The 24,502-nt window shown below is 61.5% G+C and carries 19 protein-coding genes; 11 read left to right on the top strand and 8 right to left on the bottom strand.

The window, feature by feature from the left end; translation table 11 throughout:
* Positions 1-92 precede the first annotated feature (92 nt).
* The 5 genes from CV013_RS07365 to CV013_RS07345 all read right to left on the bottom strand — a co-directional run bounded on the left by CV013_RS07365 (position 93) and on the right by CV013_RS07345 (position 10,424).
* Entirely contained in the window at positions 93-857 is a 765-nt protein-coding gene (locus tag CV013_RS07365) for a helix-turn-helix transcriptional regulator (protein WP_102154644.1), read from the bottom strand.
* Positions 858-1,296: 439 nt separating this feature from the next.
* On the bottom strand, positions 1,297-2,733 hold the full coding sequence (locus CV013_RS07360; RefSeq protein ID WP_102154643.1) for a glutamate synthase subunit beta: 1,437 nt from the start codon (positions 2,731-2,733) through the stop codon (positions 1,297-1,299).
* Positions 2,734-2,744: 11 nt separating this feature from the next.
* The gene (gene gltB, locus CV013_RS07355; protein WP_102154642.1) at positions 2,745-7,385 is read right to left on the bottom strand and encodes a glutamate synthase large subunit; all 4,641 of its coding nucleotides are present in this window, start codon (positions 7,383-7,385) and stop codon (positions 2,745-2,747) included.
* 208 nt (positions 7,386-7,593) lie between these two features.
* On the bottom strand, positions 7,594-9,147 hold the full coding sequence (locus tag CV013_RS07350; RefSeq protein WP_102154641.1) for a hypothetical protein: 1,554 nt from the start codon (positions 9,145-9,147) through the stop codon (positions 7,594-7,596).
* Positions 9,148-9,191: 44 nt separating this feature from the next.
* Complete coding sequence (locus tag CV013_RS07345) at positions 9,192-10,424, bottom strand: TIGR04063 family PEP-CTERM/XrtA system glycosyltransferase (RefSeq protein WP_102154640.1); 1,233 nt, start codon at positions 10,422-10,424, stop codon at positions 9,192-9,194.
* 121 nt (positions 10,425-10,545) lie between these two features.
* On the opposite strand from CV013_RS07345, the gene CV013_RS15680 reads away from it, so the two are divergent.
* From CV013_RS15680 to CV013_RS07330, 4 genes are all read left to right on the top strand, one after another.
* On the top strand, positions 10,546-10,692 hold the full coding sequence (locus tag CV013_RS15680) for a hypothetical protein (protein ID WP_190276451.1): 147 nt from the start codon (positions 10,546-10,548) through the stop codon (positions 10,690-10,692).
* The gene (locus tag CV013_RS07340) at positions 10,689-12,086 is read left to right on the top strand and encodes a DUF5935 domain-containing protein (RefSeq protein ID WP_102154639.1); all 1,398 of its coding nucleotides are present in this window, start codon (positions 10,689-10,691) and stop codon (positions 12,084-12,086) included. Before CV013_RS15680 ends, CV013_RS07340 begins: the two co-directional genes overlap by 4 nt.
* Positions 12,087-12,146: 60 nt before the next feature.
* A complete protein-coding gene (locus tag CV013_RS07335) occupies positions 12,147-12,596 on the top strand; it encodes a MaoC family dehydratase (RefSeq protein ID WP_102154638.1) in 450 nt (149 codons plus the stop codon).
* Positions 12,597-12,702: 106 nt separating this feature from the next.
* Positions 12,703-13,881, top strand: a complete 1,179-nt coding sequence (locus CV013_RS07330) for an acetyl-CoA C-acyltransferase (protein WP_102154637.1) — start codon at positions 12,703-12,705, stop codon at positions 13,879-13,881.
* Between the two features lie 73 nt (positions 13,882-13,954).
* Here CV013_RS07330 and CV013_RS07325 read toward each other — a convergent pair whose 3' ends face one another.
* Entirely contained in the window at positions 13,955-14,509 is a 555-nt protein-coding gene (locus tag CV013_RS07325; RefSeq protein WP_157935741.1) for a DUF2306 domain-containing protein, read from the bottom strand.
* Positions 14,510-14,649: 140 nt separating this feature from the next.
* On the opposite strand from CV013_RS07325, the gene CV013_RS07320 reads away from it, so the two are divergent.
* Together CV013_RS07320 and CV013_RS07315 are read left to right on the top strand one after the other, a co-directional pair.
* The gene (locus CV013_RS07320; RefSeq protein ID WP_123639888.1) at positions 14,650-15,486 is read left to right on the top strand and encodes a LytTR family DNA-binding domain-containing protein; all 837 of its coding nucleotides are present in this window, start codon (positions 14,650-14,652) and stop codon (positions 15,484-15,486) included.
* 92 nt (positions 15,487-15,578) lie between these two features.
* Entirely contained in the window at positions 15,579-16,223 is a 645-nt protein-coding gene (locus tag CV013_RS07315) for a DUF4126 domain-containing protein (RefSeq protein WP_102154634.1), read from the top strand.
* 4 nt (positions 16,224-16,227) lie between these two features.
* Here the strand turns inward: CV013_RS07315 and CV013_RS07310 are convergent, their stop codons facing one another.
* Positions 16,228-17,481, bottom strand: a complete 1,254-nt coding sequence (locus CV013_RS07310; RefSeq protein WP_102154633.1) for a polyhydroxyalkanoate depolymerase — start codon at positions 17,479-17,481, stop codon at positions 16,228-16,230.
* A gap of 171 nt (positions 17,482-17,652) precedes the next feature.
* Here CV013_RS07310 and CV013_RS07305 point away from each other — a divergent pair, with 171 nt between their 5' ends.
* From CV013_RS07305 to CV013_RS07285, 5 genes are all read left to right on the top strand, one after another.
* Positions 17,653-19,494 (top strand): ABC transporter transmembrane domain-containing protein, encoded by a 1,842-nt coding sequence (locus CV013_RS07305; protein WP_102154632.1) that lies wholly within the window; start codon positions 17,653-17,655, stop codon positions 19,492-19,494.
* 187 nt (positions 19,495-19,681) lie between these two features.
* Positions 19,682-21,853 carry a M13 family metallopeptidase gene (locus tag CV013_RS07300; RefSeq protein ID WP_102154631.1) on the top strand — a complete coding sequence of 724 codons (2,172 nt, stop codon included), beginning with the start codon at positions 19,682-19,684 and terminating at the stop codon, positions 21,851-21,853.
* Positions 21,854-21,953: 100 nt separating this feature from the next.
* The gene (locus CV013_RS07295; protein WP_102154630.1) at positions 21,954-22,766 is read left to right on the top strand and encodes an undecaprenyl-diphosphate phosphatase; all 813 of its coding nucleotides are present in this window, start codon (positions 21,954-21,956) and stop codon (positions 22,764-22,766) included.
* Positions 22,767-22,865: 99 nt separating this feature from the next.
* Positions 22,866-23,129 carry a GlsB/YeaQ/YmgE family stress response membrane protein gene (locus CV013_RS07290; protein WP_102154629.1) on the top strand — a complete coding sequence of 88 codons (264 nt, stop codon included), beginning with the start codon at positions 22,866-22,868 and terminating at the stop codon, positions 23,127-23,129.
* A 71-nt stretch (positions 23,130-23,200) separates the two neighbouring features.
* Complete coding sequence (locus CV013_RS07285; protein ID WP_102154628.1) at positions 23,201-23,455, top strand: hypothetical protein; 255 nt, start codon at positions 23,201-23,203, stop codon at positions 23,453-23,455.
* Positions 23,456-23,544: 89 nt separating this feature from the next.
* Here the strand turns inward: CV013_RS07285 and phhA are convergent, their stop codons facing one another.
* Positions 23,545-24,486 (bottom strand): phenylalanine 4-monooxygenase, encoded by a 942-nt coding sequence (phhA, locus tag CV013_RS07280; protein ID WP_102154627.1) that lies wholly within the window; start codon positions 24,484-24,486, stop codon positions 23,545-23,547.
* Between the last annotated feature and the right edge of the window lie 16 nt (positions 24,487-24,502).

The following is a 24,502-nucleotide window of genomic DNA, read 5'->3' as shown; positions in this document are numbered from 1 at the left end:
TAGGATGCCATCATGTACCTTAATTACCCGACAAGGCGGCAATTACGGTACATGATTAAGCGCGAAAGGCAGCAGGCAACTGCGAAGAGCGGCTATAGCCGCCCGCTATGCGGCTGCTTGGGAAACCTGCCGGTGAGAACCAGCCCCATAGCCAGCGCCCGCACCGATGCCGATGTCCGGTCGGCCACCCCCATCTTGGTGAAAATCCGTTTTACATACACATCGACCGAACTGGGCGAGATATCGAGGAGCTGAGCGATCACAGCGTTGCTCTTTCCCTGCGCGATCAGCGACAGAACTTCGATTTCCCGGTCGGACAGGCTGGGCGGGCCATTGGGGAATGGATCGATCAGCCGCAGGTAACGCTGATGCGCCAGTCGCGCGGCAACCTCTACCATCAGGATCGAACGACGATCGATTGCGATGCCTGAACGGGGCAATCCGACACCGATAAAGCCGGTGCGTGCGAACGGACCGAAAGATGCCAGGCCCACTCCGCGTTCCATTCCATAATCGGCCAGCAGCGCAAGATAGTCGCGCTCTGCCGGTTTGAGTGGAGTTCCTGCCAGATCGTCGGGCCAGCAGAACGCGCCGCGCCGGGTAATCGCGTGGGTTGCGATTGGATCGATCAGATAGAATTCTGCGCGATAGCGCTCCTCCCATTCGCGCGGGAAACCGACATTGGTCAGCACTCGCCCGACACGTGCATCGGATACCACCGGACCAAGGAAATAGGCTGCAGTAAAGCCGACATACGAGAAAGCCGCCAACAATGTATCGCGCAGGCCCGATATCGTTTCGGCTCGGTCGATTGCTTCGACCCAGGGCCAGAAACCGGTTTCATCGCCACTCGCCATCCAGTTCTCCGATTGCGTTCGCTCTGCGATTCGCAAGTGGCAGTATGCATAGGAGCGACGCACAGCGCCAAGTTTACGCGGTTTTGTGTCCCATGTGTATCATTTTAGGACACTCGGCGGCGCGGAATTTCGAACGGTCTGGTGAGCGCAACTGCCCTTCACCGCTCCATCGCTCCCGCTGCGAAAGGCGGAACCTTCAAGCCATGGACTGCGTCACGGGGGAGGGAGCTGGGGGCGTGCAGGGTGTCATGGCCCTCCCGACCGCCGCCCACCCCTCGTCATCGCGAGGAGCGAAGCGACGCGGCAATCTATGGACCGCCCGTTTCGTCCACCGCAAACGCCGCGATGGGCGAAACCCTGATCCCATGGATTGGGTTACTGCGTTTGCGGTGACGGACAGGCGGTTGGGCGCGGCACGAATGCCAATGGCTGATGCCCCTTAACGCGGCAGTTCGCTGGCCCCCATCAGTGCTTCGTCCACTGCGCGGGCGCACTGGCGACCCTCGCGGATGGCCCACACCACCAGACTTTGCCCGCGGCGCATATCGCCACACGCGAACACACCTGGCTCGCTGGTGGCATAGCCAACCGTATCGGCGGCAACATTGCCGCGATCGGTCAGCTCCACGCCCGCCTGTTCGAGCAGGCCCGCTTTCTTCGGTCCGACGAAACCCATCGCCAGCAGGATCAGATCGGCCGGAATGGTGAATTCGCTGCCTGCGATTTCCTTCATCGTGCCGCCATCCCATTCGAGACGGATGCATTCGAGGCCAGTCACTTTGCCGCCTTCGCCCACAACCCGCTTGGTCAGGACAGAGAAATCGCGCTCCACCCCTTCTTCGTGGCTGGAGGAGGTCCGCAGCTTCAGCGGCCAGTGCGGCCAGGTGAGCAGTTTGTTTTCCTTCTCCGGCGGTTGCGGCATGATTTCCAGCTGCACCACGCTTTCCGCGCCTTGCCGGTTGGATGTGCCGACACAGTCGCTGCCGGTGTCGCCGCCGCCGATCACGACCACTTTTTTGCCAGTGGCGGTCAGCGTGCCGCGCGGGGCGGCGCGGACTTCGTCGTCGCCTGCATTGCGCTTGTTCTGCTGAGTGAGGAATTCCATCGCCATTCGCACACCGGGCAGCTCCGCGCCGGGGATCGCCAGCGGGCGCGCATCTTCCGCGCCGCCCGAAAGCACCACGGCATCGAAATTTTCCTTCAGCGATTTGAAGGAGACATCGACCCCTACCTCGGTGCTGGTGCGGAAATTCACGCCTTCCGCTTCCATCTGCACCGCACGGCGATTGATGAGGTGCTTTTCCATCTTGAAGTCGGGAATGCCATAGCGCAGCAGCCCGCCGACGCGGTCGTTCTTTTCGAACAGCGTTACGGAGTGGCCCGCGCGCGCCAGTTGCTGCGCGCAAGCAAGCCCGGCCGGGCCGGAGCCGACAACCGCCACCGACTTGCCGGTCTTGGTTTCCGGCACTTGCGGTGTGATCCAGCCTTCCTGCCAGCCGCGATCGACGATGGCACATTCGATCGATTTGATCGTCACCGGTTCATCGGTGATGTTGAGCGTGCAGCTCGCTTCGCACGGAGCGGGGCAGACACGACCGGTGAATTCAGGGAAGTTGTTGGTCGAATGCAGCACTTCCAGCGCGTTCTTCCAGTCCCCTTCGTAGGTCAGGTGGTTCCAGTCCGGGATCAGGTTGTTCACCGGGCAACCATTGTGACAATACGGGATGCCGCAATTCATGCACCGCGCGGCCTGCAGGCGCAGGTCCGGCTCGCTGTGCGGGATCACGAATTCCTTGTAGTGCTTCAGCCGTTCCGCCGGGTCCGCATAAGTGCGATCCTGACGTTCGTATTCGAGGAAGCCTGTTTCCTTGCCCATCGTTTCGACCCCTATTCCGCCGCTTCCATCGCGGCTTCCTCGCGCTCGGCTTCGAGCTGCTTAAGCGCGCGGCGATAATCGCGGGGCATTACTTTCACGAATTTGCCAAGCGCATTGTCCCAATCGTCGAGCAATGCCCTGGCCTTTGCGCTGTCGGTGTGCAGGTGATGGCGTTCGACCAGTATTCGCAGACGTTCGGCATCGTGGCGCAACATGTCGCCCATGCCGGTGTCTTCGACATTACGCGCGCGCTGTTGCGGGCGGCCGGTGCCGTCTTCCTCGTCTCGGGCGGGATCGATCTTCTCCAGATCGACTTGCGCCGGATTACAGAGCTGAGCGAATTCGCCATCCTCGTCATAGACATAGGCGATGCCGCCGCTCATCCCCGCGGCAAAATTGCGCCCGGTTTTGCCCAGCACGCAGACCACGCCACCGGTCATATATTCGCAGCCATGATCGCCGGTCCCTTCGACCACTGCGACCGCGCCCGAATTTCGCACCGCAAAGCGTTCGCCCGCGACGCCGTTGAAGAACGCTTCGCCTGCAATCGCGCCATACAGCACGGTGTTGCCGACGATGATGTTCTCGCCCGGATCGCGATTGACAGTGTCCGGCTGGCGCACGACGATGCGCCCGCCCGACAGGCCCTTGCCGACATAGTCGTTGGCATCGCCGGTCAGTTCCAGCGTGACCCCGTGCGCCAGCCATGCGCCGAAGCTTTGCCCGGCGACTCCGGTGAAGTTCAGCTTCACCTGATCGGGTGCCAGCCCGGCGTGCCCTTTCGCCTTCGCGATATGGCCCGAAAGCATCGCCCCGACAGAGCGGTTGACGTTCTTGATCGCGAGGTCCGCAGCGACCGTCTGGCCTTTATCGATAGCGGGTTGAACGATTTCGATCAGCTTGCGATCGAGCGCTTCGTCCAGCTTGTGATCCTGCGTCTGGCACCAGAACAGCTCTTCGCTGTCGCCCAGCGGCACCTGTTGCAGAACCCGGCTGAGGTCGACACCGTTCGCCTTCCAGTGGCGCAGCGCGCGGCGCATATCGAGCTTGTCCACCCGCCCGACCATTTCGCGGACGGTGCGGAAGCCGAGATCGGCCATGATCCGGCGCAGCTCTTCCGCCACGAAGAAGAAATAGTTGATGACGTGTTCGGGCTGCCCGTTGAACCGCTTACGCAGTTCGGGGTCTTGCGTGGCCACGCCCACCGGGCAGGTGTTGAGATGGCATTTACGCATCATGATACACCCTGCGGCGATCAGCGGCGCAGTGGCAAAGCCGAATTCGTCCGCACCCAGCAACGCGCCGATGGCCACGTCGCGCCCGGTCCGCAGTCCGCCATCGACCTGCACCGCGATGCGGGTACGCAGGTTGTTGAGCAGCAGGGTCTGCTGGGTTTCGGCCAGGCCGATTTCCCACGGGCCGCCAGCATGGGTCAGGCTGGTCAGCGGCGAAGCGCCCGTGCCGCCATCGTAACCCGAAATGGTCACGTGGTCGGCCTTGCACTTGGATACGCCCGCCGCGACCGTGCCGACGCCCACTTCGCTCACCAGCTTCACCGAAATCCGCGCGTCGCCGTTCACGTTCTTCAGATCGTGAATCAATTGCGCGAGGTCTTCGATCGAATAGATGTCGTGGTGCGGCGGCGGGCTGATCAGGCCCACGCCGGGGGTGGCATGGCGCGTCTTGCCGATGATCTTGTCGACCTTGTGGCCGGGCAACTGCCCGCCTTCGCCGGGCTTCGCCCCTTGCGCCATCTTGATCTGGATATCGTCGGCATTGGCGAGATATTCGGTGGTGACGCCAAACCGCCCGCTGGCGACCTGCTTGATCGACGAACGCATCGTGTCGCCATTGTCGAGCGGCACGAACCGGCGCGGGTCTTCACCGCCTTCGCCGGTGTTCGATTTGCCGCCGATGCGGTTCATCGCCAGCGCCAGAGTGGTGTGCGCTTCCCAGCTGATCGAGCCATAGCTCATCGCGCCGGTGGCGAACCGTTTAACGATTTCGCTCGCCGGTTCGACTTCATCCAGCGGGATGGCCTGATCGGCGTTGCGGAATTCCATCAGCCCGCGGATTGTCAGCAGGCGTTCGTTCTGATCGTTGATCGACCGGGCGAACGCGTCGTAGCGATCCTGCGAATTGCCGCGCACCGCATGCTGCAGATCGGCCACGCTTTCCGGGGTCCACGCATGCTCTTCGCCGCGCATACGGAACTGGTAGATTCCGCCCACGTCGAGCATGTGTTCGTAAATAGGGTTGTCGCCGTAAGCGATCGCATGGCGACGCACCGCCTCCTCCGCGATTTCTTTCACCCCGACCCCTTCGATAGTGGTCGCAGTGCCGGAGAAGTAATCGTCGATGAATTTGCTCGACAGGCCGACCGCATCGAAAATCTGCGCGCCGCAATAGGACTGGTAGGTCGAAATGCCCATCTTGGACATGACCTTGAGCATGCCCTTGTTGACGCCCTTGATATAGTTTTTCTGAACCTGCGCGGCATCGATATGCGGCAGCTTCTCGCTGCGGATCTGTTCGAGCGTTTCGAAGGCGACATACGGGTTGATCGCTTCGGCGCCATAGCCGGCCAGCACGCAGAAATGATGCACTTCGCGCGCTTCGCCGGTTTCGATCACCAGCCCGGTCTGCATCCGCAAGCCCTGCCGCACCAGATGGTGATGGACAGCGGAGGTAGCCAGCAGCGCGGGCATCGGCACCCGGTCCGGCCCCTGAGCGCGGTCGGACAGCACGAGGATGTTATGGTCCTGCAGCACCGCTTCGGTGGCGGCCCAGCACATTTCCTTGATCGCCAGTTCGATACCTTCGGCCCCGCTGGCGGCGTCCCAGGTGATGTCGATCGTGGCGCAGCGGAATGCGCCATCGAGCGCCGCCTCGACCGAGCGGATCTTGGCCAGATCTTCGTTGGTCAGGATCGGCTGTTCGACTTCCAGTCGCTTGTGCGTACCGGCTTCGTGGCCCAGCAGATTGGGGCGCGGGCCGATCATCGACAGCAGGCTCATCACCAGTTCTTCGCGGATCGGATCGATCGGCGGATTGGTGACCTGAGCGAAGTTCTGTTTGAAATAATCGTAGAGCAGGCGCGGGCGCTGCGACAGCACGGCCAGCGGCGTATCGGTACCCATCGAACCGATCGGATCGTCGCCATTGGCGGCCATCGGCTCCAGAAACTTGCCGACATCTTCCTGCGTGTAGCCGAACGCCTGCTGACGCTGGATCAGATCGCTGGCGTCTTCTGGCACATCGCTCAGTTCGGGTTCGATATGATCGAGATCGGCCAGCTTGTACTGTGCCGCGTCGAGCCATTTGGCATATGGTTCGGCAGCGGACAGTTCGGCCTTCACTTCCGCATCTTCGACGATGCGGCCCTGTTCCAGATCGACCAGCAGCATCTTGCCCGGCTGCAAGCGCCATTTGCGGACGATATCCTCCTCCGCGAACGGCAAAACCCCGCTTTCGGACGACAGGCAGATATAATCGTCCTTCGTCACGCAATAGCGCGCGGGGCGCAGGCCGTTACGGTCGAGCGTTGCGCCGATCTGGCGGCCATCGGTGAAACACACCGCCGCCGGCCCGTCCCACGGTTCCATCAGTGCGGCGTGATATTCGTAAAATGCGCGCCGCTGCGGGTCCATCATCGGATTCTTGGCCCACGCTTCGGGGATCAGCATCATCATCGCATGGGCCAGCGAATATCCGCCGAGCAGTAGCAGTTCCAACGCATTGTCGAGGCAGGCGGTGTCCGATTGCCCGTGTGGGATGATCGGCCACAACTTGTCGAGGTCGGCCCCCAGCAGCGGCGATTCCATCGTCCGGCGGCGGGCGGTCATCCAGTTCACATTGCCGCGAACGGTGTTGATCTCACCGTTATGCGCCATGAAGCGATAGGGGTGGGCCAGACGCCAGCTGGGGAAAGTGTTGGTCGAAAACCGCTGGTGAACCAGCCCCAGTGCCGAAACGCAGTCGGGATCGCGCAGATCGTCGTAGAAACTGCCGACCTGCGTTGCCAGCAACAGCCCCTTGTACACGATCGTGCGGCTGGAAAAGCTGGGGATATACAGGTCTGTCAGATCGGGCAGGTTGTGCTTGATCGCCAGTTTTTTCAGCGGGTTCTGCACCTGCTTGCGGATCACGATCAGCTTGCGTTCGAACGCGTCCTGATCTTCGCAGGCGGGGCCGCGGGCGATCACGCACTGGCGCATCACCGGCATCGATTCGATCACTGCCTTGCCCAGCCCGTCGAGCGTGACGGGAACATCGCGCCAGCCGACCAGTCGCTGCCCTTCCTTGCCGACGAATTTTTCGAACTTGTCGACCACGAATGCGCGCGCGGCTTCATCCTGCGGCATCATGCACATGGCGACGGCATAATCGCCCGGCTGCGGCAGATCGTGCCCTGCGGCGTCGGCCCATTTGCGGAAGATCGGATCGGGAATCTGGATCAGAATGCCCGCGCCATCGCCCAGCAGCGGATCGGCGCCGACTGCGCCGCGATGATCGAGATTCGCCAGAATTTCCAGCGCCCGGGTCACGATTTCGTGCGTTTTCTTGCCCTTGATATGGGCGAGCATCCCGACGCCACAGGCATCGTGTTCGTTGCGCGGATCGTAGAGGCCCTGAGGCGTTGGATAACCCATTCAATTCCTGTCCTGTCACTGGCCGCTGTCCGCAGGAAAGCGGCGTTCGCGGCAATGAAGCGCGATTCGCAGCGCGTTTTCGCGCAGCAAAGTTATCGCAAGTCTGATCAATGCAGACAGGATCGAATTATTGCAACCGCGAAGGCGATTGAGTCGGCTAAAGTCCGGCTTTACCCACGGGGGGTTACATGCGGGCGGCAGGGCTGGCTCAGGCGGCCCCGCTCATTCTCTGCAGTTTCTCCAGCGCTTCGCGCAGGCGCCGCTCGGTTTCAGCGGCGTCATGATGGCGGACCGCTGTTGCAGGGTTGAAATCACTATGTTGGGCAATGGTATCGAGCCCGTCAGCCAGATGCGCGATGCTATTGTCAGCGGTTCGTGTCTGCCGGTCGCTTTGGCCGGGGAAGGCCGCTGTCGGCTTGCTGTCACTGGCTTCGCGGTCGTCCTCGTCATAGACCTGCGCTGGTTCGCGCGGCAGAGTGAACGGGCTCTTCATCGTCAGTAACGATGAATATTCATCGTTGCTTTCGCAGCCGTCATAATCGCTGTTGGCTACATTTGCCGGTTCTGCAAACGAATCGCGCGTGAGAGTGAACGGAACGTGTTCGGCGGCCCGATTGCTGGCAGAATAATCTGTCGTATGCCCCGCAGAATATGTCGGGCAGGTAAGAGCAGAGGTCGGATCGAAATCGGAAATATGCTCGTCACCAAACCCTTCGTCGTCGTCATCGATGGCGATGGGGCGCAGTGCGCTTGGCACATACGGCGGCGGCGGGGCTGCAGGCACTGATTCGCGATGGGCGGTCGATGGGCGTGTTTCGTGCGCGGAATCGGGCGTCTGGTCGGAATATTGCGGTGCGGGCGCGGCATTCGCCTGCGCCGCGACCGATGCGCGGTGGGTTTCCAGCGCATGCGCGAACCGTTCTACCAGTCCGGCAATCGACAGCTCCTCCACCGGTCGGTTGAGAATGTTGTCGGCAGGATGTGTGGCAGGCGCCTGTTCCGCTTGTGCAGAGGCTGGCAGGCCGTTTGCGTCGGTGGTTGCAAACGGCGCAGTTTCGATATGGTCGGCCATCGCTTCCTTCTCATTTGCCAACGGCGCGGGTTCTTCGTCTGACCCGGCGATTGAGGCATGCGCGATGGGAGCCTGCGGCCCCGCGAGCGGAATGCCATATTCGTCTGCGGCGATTTCCTCCCCGCCTTCGGCAAAGGCCGCCAGTTCGAGCGCATCGTCATGCACTTCATCGCTTTGCAGAACAGTGTGAAAGCGGAGCGAGTCGCTCTCGGCATCGCTCTCCGCGTTATGCGCGACTGACATCACCTCATTTTCATCATCGTCGAATGGAGCGTCGAACCGGTCACTCCCCAGTTCTTCATGCGCGGAAATGGGTTTCTTGGTCGAAAGAGGATCGGCGGTGCTCTCGGCTTTCTCTTCCGGGCCTGACGCGATCGAACGGCTGCGGGCCGGAGTGGTGTTGCCTTGCGAAGCGGCAACCTTGCGAGCAACGAACAGGCCCGCGACAACACCGATGCCCGCTGCCGCCAGCGCGATCAGAATGCGCGCGGTCATACCCAGTGGCGGTGCAGCTGCAGGAATGACGACGGAAATGCCCGTCGACGCGACGACTTTTTCGAGCAATGCCGCCGGCAGAACCATGCTGCCAATGCCGAACAGGGCGCAGAACCACAGCGCCACGATAACGGGAAACGCCGGGTGGGCGCTGACCGGCGGTTTAGCCGCTTGCTTCTTGTTCGTGGGTTGCACTCGTTTACCCCATGTTTACGAGCTGTTCGATGTGCGTTCGCGCCTCAGGCGGCAGCACTCAGCCCCTCATCAACCGCTGTGCCTAACAGATGATGGTAAACGACTTGATAACGATGGACGTTGCGCGCCCAGTCGTGCCGTTCGGCTACGATGGCGCGGGCACGCTTGCGCTGGCATTCCCATCCCTCGCGCGCATCGATCAGATCGGCCAGTGCGTCGGCACAGGCGGCGGGATTGTCGGGCGCAAACAGAGTGCCGGTTTCGCCATCGTCGATCAGTTCGCGATGTCCGCCGACATCGCTCGCGGCGACGATCCGGCCCTGTGCCATCGCCTCCAGCGGCTTGAGCGGTGTGACCAGATCGGTCAGGCGGCTGGCCTTGCGCGGATAGGCAAGGATATCGATCAGCGAATAGTACCGTTCGACTTCGCTATGCGGTACGCGCCCGGTAAACACGATCGCATCGGCCGCGGGCGATGCGGCGGCTTGCGCGTGCAATGCCGCATCCATCGGCCCGCCGCCGACCAGCAACAGGCGGGCATCGCTGTGGCGCTGGCGCAGGCGCGGCATGGCCGCGATCAGATCGTCCAGCCCTTCGTAATCGTAAAAACTGCCAATGAAGCCGATCACCGGCGCCCCGGCAGGGATGCCCAGCTCGGCGGCCAGTGCGTCGTCACGCGCGGGGGGATCGCCGAACAGCGACAGGTCCACGCCGTTGGGCGAAATGCCGATCCGCCCACCGTCGAAACCGCGCGCGATCAGATCGTCGCGCAAACCGTTGCAGATCGTGAACACGGCGTCGGCCTCACCGACAACGCGGTTTTCCATCGCTCGTGTCAGCCGGTATTTCACCGATCCGGCGCGCCCGGTGCCGTTGCCGACAGCGGCATCTTCCCAGAAGGCGCGGATTTCGTACACCACCGGAATGCCCAGTTTGCGCCCGGCGCGTAGCGCGGCCAGCCCGCACAGCGCGGGCGAATGCGCGTGCAGCACATCGGGACGCCAATCCTGCGCCACGCGCTCGATTGCTTCCACCAGTCGGGCGACTTCGCGCAGTTCGCGCAGCCCGACGGGGCCACCGGCATCGCCTGTGGTCCGGTGGAACAACAACCCGTCGGCCACTTCGGCTGGTGGCCCATCCGCTTCGTGCCGTAGCCCGGTGATCCCGCGTACCTCCAGCCCGCTGGCGGCCTGCGCGGTCATGATCGCGCGTGTGCGGAAGGTATAGCCGCTGTGGAGCGGCAACGAATGGTCGAGGACATGTAGAACTCTGGTCATGGCCAGACTATCTCACGATAGCCTTAACGCCACGTCAACCGCCTGCTGTTATCGGGTGCGACGATGGACCGGAATCGTCCCGTCCGCATTGCGTGAAGTCCAGGGAGCAGTTGATAGCAGCATGATCGACCTGTTCGCTCTGGCGCTTACGCACGGTCTGCTGCTGCTGATGGGGTTGCGGCTGGCGATGCGCGACGATCTCGATGCCGATCCGCCGCCGCCGCCGCTTCCGCAAGACGATGGGCCGGAAGAGAGCGCCGCGCCATGACCGATCTCGCGCTGCTGTTGTTCATCGTCGCGTTTCTGGTGCTGGGGCTGAAACGCTCCTTCATCTGGGTGCTGCTCTATATCTATATCGACACACTGGCGCCGCAGACGATTGGCTGGCGCTTCGTCGCGGCGCTGCCGGTGTCGCTGATTGCGTTCTGCGCCGCGTTCGGCGGATGGCTGCTGGTCGATAACAAGAAAGGCGCGCAGTTCGCATTTCGCCAGTGGCTGCTGGTGGCGCTGCTGGCCTATTGTGCGTTCACGACATTCGGGGCCGACTTCCCGGCGGAGGCCGCGCACAAGTGGAGCTGGGTGTGGAAGGCGTTGCTGTTCGCGATATTCGTGCCGCTGACTCTGACGACACGCCTGCGATTCGAAGCGGTGCTGTTGACGATGGTCCTGACAGCCGGAGCGATCATCATCGACGGCGGGATGAAAACCGCAACCGGCGGCGGCGGATATGGCGTGTTGTCGCTGTTCGTGAACGACAATTCGGGGATGTACGAAAGCTCGACCATCTCCACCGTTGCCATCGCTATCATCCCTACGATCCTGTGGCTGGTGAAATACGGAACGATCTTCCGGCCTGACTGGCGGGTGAAAACATTTGCCGCGGCGCTGATTTTTTCCTGCCTGCTGATGCCCATCGGAACGCAGGCGCGCACCGGCCTGCTTTGCATCGCGCTGCTTGGCATACTGATGCTGCGCGATACCAAGCGGCGGTTTCTCTATATCGTCGGGGCTGGCCTGCTGGGCATGGCGGCATTGCCGTTCGTGCCGCAAAGCTACTGGGACCGGATGAACACCATCGAGGATCACAAGGAAGATGAATCCGCGTCCACCCGACTGGCGGTGTGGCAGTGGACGATCGACTATGCCGCTGAACACCCGTTGGGTGGTGGGTTCGATGCCTATCGTGGCAATTCTTTTACATATCGGATGCCGCAAAGAGTCGACGATGGCACCGGCGAATCGGTGCGGATGACGACCGTGACCGACAAGGGCCGCGCCTATCACTCGGCGGTGTTCGAAATGCTGGGGGAACAGGGGTATCCCGGCATTACCCTGTGGCTGTGGATTCACGCGCTCGGCCTGTGGCAGATGGAACGCATCCGGCGGCGCTGGCGCGGGCGAACGGCAGAGCATGAAGCGTGGCAGGCGCCGCTGGCTGTGGCGCTGCAGTTCGGGCAGGCGATCTATCTGCTCGGCTCGCTGTTTCAGGGAATTGCCTATCAGCCGTTTATCCTCACGCTGGTGGGGGTGCAGTGCGCGTTGTGGACGTATTGCAAGCGCACCGATTCGCAGAAACCCGAATCGCCCCGCGCTGCCCAGCGGCGGCGGCGTGCCCGTGCAGGCCAGAATGCCGTAGCGGCACAGGCAGGCGCGTTGCGTTAGGGCCAGTCATGCGCCTATGAAGCCGCCAACATACCACGGCTTCGAAAAGAGGAGAGGCGCATGTCCCCGCAGGAAATCCAGGCGAAAGTCGGCGAAACCATCGCGACCAGCGAATGGGTCGAAATTGGCCAGGACCGGATCGACAAATTTGCCGATGCGACCGGCGATCATCAGTTTATCCACGTCAATCCGGATATGGCGAAGATGACTCCGTTCGGGGGCACGATCGCGCATGGGTTCCTGACGCTGTCGATGATCCCCTATCTTGGTGCCAATTCGGATATGCCGCAGATCGACGGCGTGAAAATGGGCATCAACTATGGCGGCAACAAAACGCGGTTCATCAACCCCGTTCGTTCCGGCAAGCGCATTCGCGGCATCTGGAAACTGGTGGAAATGGTCGAAAAACGGCCCGGCCAGTGGCAGCAGACCGCTGAAATCACCATCGAGATCGAAGGCGAGGAAAAGCCCGCTCTGATCTGCGAATGGATCACCCAGATCTTCGTCTGATCCGTCTGCGCGCCTGTGCCCACGGGCGATCGGGCGCGCGAAACTCATTTGCCTGATCTGTTGTCAGGATCAGGAAACCCGCACTTCGCAACATAAGGAATACTCCATGTCACGTGATGCAGTGATCGTATCCACCGCCCGTACCCCGATCGGCAAGGCCTATCGCGGTGCGTTCAACGCCACTCCGGGCGCCACGCTCGGCGCCCTTTCGCTCGCCCCGGCCATCGAACGTGCCGGTATCGAAGCGGGCGAAATCGACGATGTCATCTGGGGTTCTGCGTTGCAGCAGGGCGCACAGGCAGGCAATATCGGCCGCCAGGTCGCACTGCGCGCCGGGTGCCCGGTTTCCGTTTCGGGCATGACCATCGATCGCCAGTGCTCCAGTGGCCTGATGACTATCGCCACTGCAGCCAAACAGGTGGTGATGGACCGGATGGACATCGTTGCTGCCGGTGGGCAGGAATCGATCAGTCTGGTGCAGACGCCTGAAATGCGGGTGATGCCCGACCCCGAATTGCTGGCGATGCACGGCGCTGTTTACATGCCGATGTTGCAGACCGCGGAAACGGTCGCCAACCGTTACAACATCAGCCGCGAACGGCAGGACGAATACGCGCTGTCCAGCCAGCAGCGCACCGCTGCCGCGCAGCAGGCCGGCATTTTCGACGACGAAATCGTCGAAGTGACCCGCACGATGAAGGTGCAGAACAAGGAAACCGGCGAAATTTCCGACAAGGAAATCACGCTGAAGCAGGACGAAGGCAATCGCCCGTCGACCACGCTGGAAGGGCTTTCCAGCCTTCAGCCGGTGATCCCCGGCGGTTCGATCACGGCCGGTAATGCCAGCCAGCTCAGCGACGGTTCTGCGGCGGTCGTGGTGATGGAAGCCGGTGTTGCAGCCAAAAAGGGCCTGACCCCGATGGCGCGTTATGTCGGCATGGCTGTCGCCGGGACGGAGCCTGATGAAATGGGCATCGGTCCGGTATATGCTATTCCCAAGCTGCTCGATCGGTTTGGCCTGAAGATCGACGATATCGGCGTGTGGGAACTGAACGAAGCCTTCGCAGTGCAGGTGCTTTACTGTCAGGACAAGCTCGGCATCGACGGTGCGAAGCTCAACGTCAACGGCGGTTCGATCTCCATTGGCCATCCCTATGGAATGACTGGCGCGCGCTGCGTTGGCCACGCCATTCGCGAAGGCAAACGTCGCGGCGAAAAGTATGTCGTGGTGACGATGTGCGTCGGCGGCGGTATGGGTGCAGCGGGCCTGTTCGAAGTCCTCTGAGGTCACCAACAGCAATGTAATACGCGCAGCGCCCTGGCCCGCCCGGTGGCGCTGCGTTTTTTGGTGAAGGCGGTCAGCCTATCAGCCAGTCGCCCATCAGGCGGCCGGGTAGGAATGCAAACCCGGCGGCCACCAGCAGACTGATGTAAAGAGTGACCATCGAACGTTTGTGAGCGCGTACATTACCGCGGCGAATGTTCCACACCGCCCGCGGGATGGTCACCAGCGTGAGGATCGACAGCGCATGGATCGGGCTGAAGCTTCCGCCCAGCAATCCGGTCAGCGCGAAGCTCGATAGCGCCGCACCCAGCATCATGATGCCCCAGATCCGGCCCAGCATTTTGTGGCGCCGATCACCCTTGCGGCTCAACAGGATCCAGCCGCCCAATGGGATCGCGGGGACAGCACAGACCAGATGAATGGTCAGCCAAAGGTGCGGGATGTGCGGGGCAATCGTCACTCGGTAGGGGGCGGCGGCCAGACGGGCGATCGCAACGGCGCATGCAACGCTCATCCCGGCAATGACGACCATCGCGCCCCAGCGCACAGCCTGTGCGGAACGACCGGGCATGGCGGCCTCTGCACCGGCAGTGCGGCTGGAATGCGTAGGGGCGGGAGAGGGTGTCATGGCAATTCCTTCGTGCATCCGATGGTTTCGATGGCACTGGAAATGCCACTCGCCCGTTGGCGGGCAATCGCGATTGCACGAACGCGACCCGCATTTCGCAGGCTGGCCTTCCGCGGCGCAGGCTGTACATCTCGCGAAGCATGAACGGAGCAGGTATTCAGTTGAATAAGGGCAAGCTGGCCCGCGAAATCGCGCTGATGGCGGTTGCCGCGCTGGCGATGGCGCTGCTGGCTCCGTTCGGAATGGACGCCATGCCGTTCGGCACGCGCCTGTTCGTGTGGCTGGTGTTTGCGATTGGCGGATATCTCTGTTTCCGCCCGGTCGTGGCGGGCGGGATCGCCTTGTCCGAACGCACCGGTTTGCCGCTCTGGCTGGGGCTTGCGCTTGCTACGATGCTGGCGTCGTTTCCGACGACGCTGATCGTTGCGGGTACGCTCTATGGCTGGCAGCTTGGCGAGATGCGGCTTGGTAGGCTGGCTGTACTTTATTCCAATGTCGTGCTGGTGGGCGGGATAGTTACTACGTTGCAGGTATTGTTGCGGCGAAACAGGCGTGTGGCGGGGGAGAGCGCATCGCCCACCCATGCGGATCATAACATACAGCCTGCCGCCACAGTGCCTTCAGCGACCTCGCCCGCGCGCGAAGAAGCGCCATCGCCCGATCCGGCGCGTCTGGTTTTCGACAAGCTGCCTCCTGCCTTGGGGGAGGATGTGCTCTATCTAGAAAACGAAGATCATTATCTGAGGGTCCACACCGACAGGGGCGATGCGTTGATCCTGATGCGGATGGGCGATGCGACAGAGGCGCTGCGCGGGATCGACGGGGCGCGGGTCCACCGTGGCTGGTGGGTGGCGCGCCGGGCTGTCAGCGGCACAATCAGACACGGGCGGGCGATCCGCTTGCAACTGACAGACGGGCGCGAAGTGCCTGTTGCCCGTAGCATGGTGGAGGAACTGCGCGCTGCAGGCTGGTTCTAGGCCGTGCAATTTGTGTGGTTCCGGCGTAGCATTCAGGATCGCATGGACGCACCGGCGAAATTCTAGGCAGCCGCAAGAGGGGGAAGGGGCCGATGGGGATTATCGAGATTCTGGGCATTGCCGGATCGGTCAGCCTGCTGGCCGGATGGCGCCTGTATCTGTGCATCTTCGCCACCGGTGCGGCGATGCGCTGGGGTCCGTTACCGTTGCCCGAACATCTCGCCGCGCTGGATGTGCTGGCCAATCCGTGGGTTATGGGTGTGGCTGCGCTGGCCGCTTTGATCGAACTGCTGACAGACAAGATTGCCTGGCTCGACAGCGCATGGGATGCAGTGCACACGCTTGTCCGTCCGATTGGCGGTGCGATGCTGGCGCTGGCGATCGTCGATCCTTCCGATCCAAACACGCAAGTGATCGCGTTCATACTGGGGGGCGCCGGGGCGCTGGCCAGCCATGCCAGCAAGGCGGGTACGCGCGCGGTTATCAACGCCAGCCCCGAACCGGTCAGCAATCTTGCCGCTTCGCTAGCCGAAGATGTGGTGATCGGTGGCTCGCTGGTGCTGGTCTATGCTTTCCCAGCGATTGCTGCTGTCGTCGCAGTGGCGCTGCTGGTGCTGGCAGTTTACCTTACGCTGATGGCGCGAAGGGTGATCCGCAAGTTACTCGGTCGCAAGGGGCGGGGCGAGCCGGTACCGGCCCGGGTGCGCGCCAGAGATTTCGACGCGGGCGCAGGCTAGCACGTCAGGCGACTTGCTTGAGTCGCGCCTTACCCTTCGCGGCGTGCTTAGCGATGAATTCTTCGACCACTGGCGCGATTTTGGTGCGCCAGCGGCTGCCGTTGAAGATGCCATAGTGTCCGGCCCCTTCGGCCAGCAGATACAGCTTCTTCGATTTGGCGAGGCCCGTGGCCAGATCGAGCGCAGCCTTGGTCTGGCCGATGCCTGAAATATCGTCTCGTTCGCCCTCGACCGCCAGCAACGCGGTCTGGTTGATCGCGCCGAGATCGACCGGCTTGCCGCGATGGACGAATGTTCCGTTGGGCAGCGAATGCTTCTGGAACACTTCCTCCACCGTCTGGAGATAGAATTCGGCGGTCATGTCGCACACCGAACGGTATTCGTCGTAGAATGCCTTGGTCAGATCGGCGCTGGCATCGTCGCCTGCGGTGAGATGTTTGAACATCTCGTAATGGCTCATCATGTGGCTGCCGAGGTTCATGCTCATGAAACTGGCGAGCTGCATGAAGCCGGGATAGACCCGCCGCCCGTGCCCCGGATACTGCATCGGCACGGTGGCGATCACTGTCTGGCGGAACCATTCGATGGGCCGCTCCATCGCCAGATCGTTGACCGTGGTGGGCGAACAACGGGTGTCGATCGGGCCGCCCATCATCGTCAGCGTCGCAGGGGTCGCCGGGTTTTTCGCAGCATTCATCACGGCCGTGGCTGCAAGCGCGGGCACCGAAGGCTGGCACACGGCGATCACATTGGCGCCTGGCCCGATATATTCGAGGAAATCGATGATATAATCGATATAATCGTCCAGGTCGAAGCTGCCTTCGCGCATGGAGACCATCTTCGCATCGGCCCAGTCGGTGATGTACACTTCGCTATGTTCGAGCATCCGTTCGACGGTGCCGCGCAGCAGTGTGGCATAATGGCCGCTCATCGGAGCGACGATCAGAACTTTGGGCGAAGAATCGTCCAGCCCGTCGTGGGTAAAGCGGAGAAGATCGCCAAACGGTTTGTTCAGCACGATCGATTCGATCACTGCGTGGGGTTGCCCGTCGACATTGACCGCATCGATCCCGAATTCGGGTTTGCCACGTGACTGCGTAGCGTGAGCGAACACTTCCAATGCGCTCGCCGCAGTGGGGCCTAACCCGAAATAACCCATCGGATTGGCGGGATTTCCCAACATTTCCGAAGCGATCGAAGCCCATGCGCTGGCTCCGTTCAGCCATGCCCGTTGCATCTCGTGTGCGTGATAGAGCATTGGTATTCTCCTGCCGTGCGGCGTTGTTGTCGCGCCTTTGGCGCTTATTCCCGAACGGGAGGTATGGTGCCCGCGTTCGTTTCATTGTGCAATGCACAATATGGGAGGCTGGCGCCAAATGTCGAGCGTACCAGTGGATTTCGCCGCAAGGCAGGCTTATGTGCGGCCCCGATGGACGACACTCCGCTGGAAGACGAAACCGCCGCTCCCACCCGCCGCAAGCGGGGCCGCCGCCGCAAGGAGCGCGATCCACAGGCGGCGAAGAGCATTCGCCCGCTGCTGATGATCTGGCAGCAGGCGCTGGTGTATCCCGGTCGCGTGACGCTGGCCTTGATCGCTCTGGTGATTACGGCGAGCGCGACTCTGGCGATACCGGCCGGGTTCAAGCTGATTATCGACCGGGGCTTTTCCGCGGGAGGAAACCCTGACGATATCGCGCGCTGGTTCCGCTATCTGATGATGATCGTGTGCGTACTGGCGCTGGGTACAGCGGCACGGTTCTATTTTGTTTCGTGGCTGGGCGAACGGGTGGTGGCCGATATCCGCCTGCGCGTGCAGCAGAACCTGTTGCGCCTTGCGCCGGGTTTTTACGAAGAGAACAGCCCCAAGGAAATCTCCAGCCGGATGACCAGCGATACCACGCTGATCGAGCAGGTTGTGGGCACGACCGTTTCGGTCGCTCTGCGGAACACGCTGATGGCGATTGGCGGCACTGCGTACCTGTTCTGGCTGGTGCCGACGCTGACGATGTGGATGATGCTGGTGATCCCCGCCATCGTGATCCCGATCACGTATTTCGGCCGTCGGTTGCGTACAGTTTCGCGGTCGAGTCAGGACCGGGTGGCCGATATCGGAGCGATGGTGACCGAAGTGCTCGGCGCGATGAAGATCGTGCAGGCGTTCAATCAGGAAACGCGTGAGCGGGAACGGTTTACCGGCGCAGTGGAAAGCACCTTCACCACGGCCAAGCGCCGCATCCTGATCCGTGCAGCGATGACGGCGATTGTTATCCTGCTGATCTTCGGCGCGATCACTGCGCTGATGTGGCGCGGGGCCGTCGGCGTGGCGAGCGGCGAAATATCCGGCGGTACGATTGCCGCGGTGGTTATCACCGCCGGTCTGGTCGCGGGCGCATTCGGATCGCTGACCGAAGTTTATGGCGATTTATTGCGTGGCGCGGGGGCAGCCAGTCGACTGGCCGAATTGCTCGATGAACAGCCGACAATCGCCGCGCCTGCCCGGCCAGAGGCACTGCCAGTGCCCGCGCGTGGCAACCTGTCGTTCCGCAATGTCAGTTTCCGTTATCCCACGCGGCTGGACACCGCTGCACTGCACGATTTTACGCTGGAGGTGCAGCCCGGCGAAACCGTGGCCATCGTTGGCCCGTCGGGCGCGGGAAAATCGACGATCTTCCAGTTGGCGGAACGGTTTTACGATCCTCAGGCGGGCACGATCCGGCTCGATGGAGTGCCGCTGATCAGCGCCGATCCGGCGGAAATTCGCCAGCGTATCGCGTTGGTTCCACAGGAAGGCGTGTTGTTTTCCGCCAATGCCCGCGACAACTTGCGTTATGGCGCATGGGACGCAAGCGACGAAGCGATCTGGGAAGCGGCGCGGGCGGCCAATGCAGAAGCATTCCTGCGCGATCTGCCACAGGGACTGGATACGTTCCTCGGCGAGAATGGAACGCAGCTATCGGGGGGACAGCGCCAGCGGATCGCGATTGCCCGCGCCATACTGCGCGATGCGCCGATCCTGTTGCTCGACGAAGCGACCAGCGCGCTCGACGCGGAAAGCGAACGGTTGGTGCAGGACGCGCTCGACCGGCTGATGCAACACCGCACCACGCTGGTCATCGCTCACCGCCTCGCCACTGTCCGCGCTGCCGACCGGATCGTGGTGATGGAAGACGGGCGCATTGTGGAGCAGGGCACCCATGCCGAACTGGCGGTAGCGGGCGGTCTGTACGCGCGGCTTGCCCGGTTGCAGTTTGGCACCGGAGAAATGGCCTGAAGCCAGCAAGCACCTGCGTTCAGTCGAGCCTCAGGCGGGTTAATCTACAAAGCGGTTAATGCAGCCGACGAACGTATTGGCGTTGCTTGACGGGTTACCCGTGGGCGGCGCACAGACAAGGCCATTCCGGGCGCGCCCGTATCGGGCTTCTTTATTCGCGCCTCGAACGGATCAAGAAGGGACTTTCATGACCATCAAGACCGCTATCGCCGCCGGTGCCAGCGCATTTGCGTTGGCGCTTGCCGCTCCTGCATCTGCTGCCGATCCGGCGCCTGCCGCCGCCGCAAAGCCCGCACCTGCCAAGGATGCCGCCGCAGATGAAGACAAACTGCCGACAATGAGTTTCGGCACCTGGGGTTTCGACCCTGCCTACATCGATCATGATGTGAAACCGGGCGACGACTTCTTCGCTTACGCGAACGAGAAATGGCTCGAAGCCAATCCGTTGCCAGCAGAGTTTTCGCGCTTCGGGGCGTTCAACCTGCTGCGTGAAGGTTCGACCAAAGACGTGAAGAACGTGGTCGATACAATGGTCGCATCCAACCCCGCGCCCGACAGCAGCGATGCCCGTGTAGTCGATGTGTACAACGCCTTCATCGATACGCAGGCGATCAACGCTGCGGGCTTGAGCCACGCCCAACCTTACCTGACGGCGATCATCGGTGCCGACACTTTGCCCAAACTGGCCGCGCTATGGGGCAAGCCGGGCTATCCCGCGCCCTTCGGCGGCGGTGTGATGGTCGATTCCAAGCAGCCCGATCAGTACCTCGTGGGAATTTACAACGGCGGACTGGGCCTGCCCGATCGCGACTACTATCTCGACACAAGCGAGAAGGGTAAGGAGATCCAGCAGAAGTATCGCGATTATCTCGCGTTTATTCTCGGTAAGGCTGGATATGCCGACCCCAAGGCGGCGGCTGAGGCCGTGTACAGCCTGGAAGATGTGATTGCCCGCGACGTATCGTGGGATCGCACTGCGCGCCGCAATCGCGACCTGACCTATAATGCCGAAACGCCAGAACAGCTTGCCGCGCTGGCGGGCGACTTCCCGCTGGCCGCATTCATGCAGACATCGGGCCTGGACAAAGCGACGAAATTCAATGTCGCCTACCTGCCGCCTTCGCCCGAACGCGCCAAGGAGCTGGGCCTCACCCCGCAACAGGTTCAGTCGATCGGCAGCGGTGTGCCGGGCATGTTCAAGCTGTTGAGCGAAGTGCCGGTTTCGACGCTGCAGGCGTGGACCATCGCGCGGTTCATTTCCAGCAATGCCTCTGTCCTGCCGTCAGACATCGATGCGGCGAACTTCGAATTCTACGGCAAGACTCTGTCGGGTACGCCTGAGCAGCGTCCCCGGTGGAAGCGCGCGATCGATGAAACCGAAAGTCTCGTCGGTGAATTGGTCGGCAAGGCCTATGTCGAGAAGTACTTCCCGCCTGCGAACAAAGTGGCGATGGACAAGCTGGTCGCCAATCTGCGGATTGCTCTGGCGGAATCGATCAAGTCGAATGGCTGGATGGGCGCCGCTACCAAGAAGGAAGCGATTGCCAAGCTCGATGCCTTTACGCCCAAGATCGGTTACCGCGACAATCTGGAAGTTTACAAAGGCCTGACGATGACGCCGGACAATCCCATCGCTAACCGCGTTGCGGCCAGTGCCTGGGAATGGAACCACGACTTGTCGAAGCTGGGTGGCCCGATCGATCGCACCGAGTGGGGTATGCTGCCGGAAACGGTCAACGCCTACTACAACCCCAGCATGAACGAGGTCGTGTTCCCGGCTGGTATTCTGCAGCCCCCGTTCTTCAATGCGACAGCCGATCTGGCGGTCAATTATGGCGGGATCGGTGCGGTGATCGGCCATGAAATGAGCCACGGGTTCGACGATCAGGGTGCGAAGAGCGATGGCACCGGCGCACTCCGCAACTGGTGGACTGCTGCGGACCGCGCGGCTTTCGACAAGCTGGGCAACAAGCTGGTCGAACAGTACGACAAGTTCTGCCCGCTCGACGATGGCAAGACATGTGTGAACGGCCGCTTCACGCTGGGTGAAAACATCGGCGATCTGGGCGGATTGAGCCTGGCTTACCGTGCTTACAAGTTGGCGCTGAACGGCAAGGAAGCGCCGGTAATCGACGGTCTGACCGGCGATCAGCGTTTCTTCCTCGCATGGGCACAGGTATGGCGTTCGCAGCAGCGTGAAGATGCCGCACGGATGCGGATTCGCACCGACCCGCACAGCCCGGAAGAGTACCGGGTGAACGGGATCGTTCGCAACATGGATGCCTGGTACAAGGCGTTCAACGTGAAGCCGGGTGACGCACTTTACCTCCCGCCGGAACAGCGGCTCAAGATCTGGTAAGAAAAGTCCGGCGCGAGGAATTGCGCTGAACTGGCTAACATTTGCGCGGGCGGGACAGGTCACTTGACTTGTTCCGCCCGTGCTTCAATGGGCGGCAGTCATGGGTCTTACACTTACAGCCATCCTCCTTGGCATCGTCGAGGGTCTGACGGAATTCGTGCCGGTATCATCCACCGGGCACCTGATTCTGGCCTCCAAGCTGTTCGGCTACGATCCGAAGACCTGGGAGGTCTTTAATATCGTAATCCAGCTTGGTGCGATCCTGGCGGTCGTCGTGGCTTATTGGCGCACGTTCTGGGCCGTGGGCATGGGCTTACTGAAGGGAGAGGCGCATAGTTTGCGCTTCATTCGCAATCTGCTGATTGCATTTATCCCGGCGGCAGTGCTGGGGGTTCTGTTCAAGAATCAGATCGATGCTTTGCTCGAAAGTCCGGTGCCGGTTGGCTGGGCACTGCTGATCGGTGGCGTTGCGATATTGGTGATCGAACGCGTCGCTAAACAAGGCGAAGCGACGGGTATTGGCGATCTTCCCATGAAGACTGCACTCGGCATCGGATTTGTCCAGTGCATTGCCATGATCCCCGGTGTCAGCCGTTCCGGGGCGACGATCATGGGCGCGCTGGCGATGGGTGTGGAGCGGCGTACTGCGGCAGAATTCAGCTTCTTCCTCGCCATTCCCACAATGATGGGCGCGACCGTATTGCAGATTATCGACCACCGTGAAGAGCTGGCCGCGGGCTCTGGCCCGGTGGGCTGGACCGAAATCGGCATCGGGTTTGCCGTTTCCTTCATCGTGGCTCTGGCTGTGATCCGTGCCTTTGTCGCTTACGTCAGCCGCCACGGCTTCGCTCCGTTCGCCTGGTATCGCATCGTAATTGGCGCGGCAGCTATCGCCTGGCTCAGCTTCGGCTGAGCCTGGCCTGCTGTTCGGGGATCGGTTCACCGCACATTTTGGAACCTTGTCGGCTGGCAGCTCGTTACCCGAGCAGCAGTCACAGGGATTTGAAGTGTAATGGGTTTGATCGTGCTGCTGGCTGTCGGGGGCGTCCTTGGCTGGCTGGCCTCTATTCTTATCTGCGCCGATAATCGGCAATGTGTCCTCGCCAACCTGACGGTAGGTTCGTTGGGCGCGTTGACCATCGGCTGGCTGACGAACGACGGTTCGCTGTTCGTCGGTCTGACCGCCTCGTCACTGCTTTTCTCATTTGTCGGAACGATCGGATTGTTGGCTAGTTTCAACATTCTGCGGCAGGCGCTCGCCCGTCAGCATCATTAATCCGTGACCGATCGTTAGCTGGTCACGCAACCGGTTTTATCGACAGCCTAATCCAAGAAGGGGATACTGAAATGAAGAAGTTTATCATGATTTCGTCGGCTCTCGCGCTCGGCCTCGGCGTTGCTGCATGCGACGGTCCGAAGGAAAATGCGATGGAAGATGCCGGTGAACAGCATGCCGAAGCGGTGAACGACAAAGCCGAAGCGATGGAAGACGCTGGCCAGATCACCGATGCACAGGAAGATGCAATGACCAAGAAGGCCGAAGACAAGGCCGATGCGATGGAAAAAGCTGGCGAAGCAGCCGACCACGCCAACGGCAACTAATCGCAGACAAGCGACAGAAACCGGCCCGGAAGCGATTCCGGGCCGGTTTTTCTATGCCCGCACGTTATCTCTTGCTGCTGAGGCTTCGCTCAGACCGGTTTCGCGCCGCTGCCGCGCCCGCCGCGTAGCAGATATTCCTGCGTGCCGCGGTGGAGCACGTCGTCGACATCGATAACTGCTGCGTTGGCGTAAGTGAACGCGGGCGGCAGGTTGCGATAGAGGCGGTCGAAATCTCGCTCCACCGTCTGGTGATAGAGGTCTTCGAAGCTTTCGATCACGAAATAGGTCGGCTGAAGATCGCTGATGACATAATCGGTTCGCATGACGCGATCGACGTTTAGCATGATGCGGTTCGGGCTTTTGGCTTCGGTTGAAAATACCGCTTCGGTCGGGCCGGACAGGATACCGGCGCCATAGGCACGCACATCGTCGGGCCCTTCCAGTATCAGGCCGAATTCGACTGTATACCAGTAAAGCGCGCCCAGTGCTTTCAGGCGGTTGTAACGCATGGCCTTCCACCCGGCGCGGCCATATTCCTGCATGTAATCGGCATAGACCGGATCGGCCAGCATCGGCACATGGCCGAACACATCGTGGAACACGTCCGGTTCCTGAATGTAATCGAACGTTTCGCGTGTACGGATGAAATTGCCCGCAGGAAAACGCCTGTTGGCCAGATGCCAGAAAAACACGTGGTCGGGGATCAGCATCGGCACCGGCACCACGCTCCACCCGGTCAGGTAGCCTAGTTCTTCCGACAGTTCGTTGAAATCGGGTACACCGCGCTGGCCCAGCGGCAGTTTCTGAAGGCCTGCCATAAACGCGCTGGCCGCACGACCGGGCAGTACGTCCATCTGCCGTTCGTAAAGATCGTTCCAGATAGCATCTTCTGCTGTGCCGTATTGGGTTTGCGCCGGTTCAATCCAATCGTCACCAACATGCGCGGGCTTGCGAAGCGGAGCGGTGAAGACATCCGCGGGCAAATCGGGCAGGACGGAAAAGTCCTGATCTTGGTCTGCGAGAGTAGCCATGATTACAATTGAAACT

Origin of the sequence: Tsuneonella flava (assembly GCF_002870965.1) — a bacterium.
GTDB classification, from domain to species: Bacteria; Pseudomonadota; Alphaproteobacteria; order Sphingomonadales; family Sphingomonadaceae; genus Tsuneonella; species Tsuneonella flava.
The sequence above is the reverse complement of the archived record's forward strand: the minus strand, read 5'-3'. Positions and strand labels throughout refer to the sequence as shown.

Coding starts and splice junctions, on each gene's coding strand:
- CV013_RS07285 (WP_102154628.1), top strand. CDS start 23,201: ATGAAGAAGTTTATCATGATTTCGTCGGCTCTCGCGCTCGGCCTCGGC.
- CV013_RS07340 (WP_102154639.1), top strand. CDS start 10,689: ATGACCGATCTCGCGCTGCTGTTGTTCATCGTCGCGTTTCTGGTGCTG.
- phhA (WP_102154627.1), bottom strand. CDS start 24,486: ATGGCTACTCTCGCAGACCAAGATCAGGACTTTTCCGTCCTGCCCGAT.
- CV013_RS07330 (WP_102154637.1), top strand. CDS start 12,703: ATGTCACGTGATGCAGTGATCGTATCCACCGCCCGTACCCCGATCGGC.
- gltB (WP_102154642.1), bottom strand. CDS start 7,385: ATGGGTTATCCAACGCCTCAGGGCCTCTACGATCCGCGCAACGAACAC.
- CV013_RS07320 (WP_123639888.1), top strand. CDS start 14,650: ATGAACGGAGCAGGTATTCAGTTGAATAAGGGCAAGCTGGCCCGCGAA.
- CV013_RS07305 (WP_102154632.1), top strand. CDS start 17,653: ATGGACGACACTCCGCTGGAAGACGAAACCGCCGCTCCCACCCGCCGC.
- CV013_RS07335 (WP_102154638.1), top strand. CDS start 12,147: ATGTCCCCGCAGGAAATCCAGGCGAAAGTCGGCGAAACCATCGCGACC.
- CV013_RS07290 (WP_102154629.1), top strand. CDS start 22,866: ATGGGTTTGATCGTGCTGCTGGCTGTCGGGGGCGTCCTTGGCTGGCTG.
- CV013_RS15680 (WP_190276451.1), top strand. CDS start 10,546: ATGATCGACCTGTTCGCTCTGGCGCTTACGCACGGTCTGCTGCTGCTG.
- CV013_RS07300 (WP_102154631.1), top strand. CDS start 19,682: ATGACCATCAAGACCGCTATCGCCGCCGGTGCCAGCGCATTTGCGTTG.
- CV013_RS07360 (WP_102154643.1), bottom strand. CDS start 2,733: ATGGGCAAGGAAACAGGCTTCCTCGAATACGAACGTCAGGATCGCACT.
- CV013_RS07325 (WP_157935741.1), bottom strand. CDS start 14,509: ATGACACCCTCTCCCGCCCCTACGCATTCCAGCCGCACTGCCGGTGCA.
- CV013_RS07295 (WP_102154630.1), top strand. CDS start 21,954: ATGGGTCTTACACTTACAGCCATCCTCCTTGGCATCGTCGAGGGTCTG.
- CV013_RS07345 (WP_102154640.1), bottom strand. CDS start 10,424: ATGACCAGAGTTCTACATGTCCTCGACCATTCGTTGCCGCTCCACAGC.
- CV013_RS07310 (WP_102154633.1), bottom strand. CDS start 17,481: ATGCTCTATCACGCACACGAGATGCAACGGGCATGGCTGAACGGAGCC.
- CV013_RS07365 (WP_102154644.1), bottom strand. CDS start 857: ATGGCGAGTGGCGATGAAACCGGTTTCTGGCCCTGGGTCGAAGCAATC.
- CV013_RS07315 (WP_102154634.1), top strand. CDS start 15,579: ATGGGGATTATCGAGATTCTGGGCATTGCCGGATCGGTCAGCCTGCTG.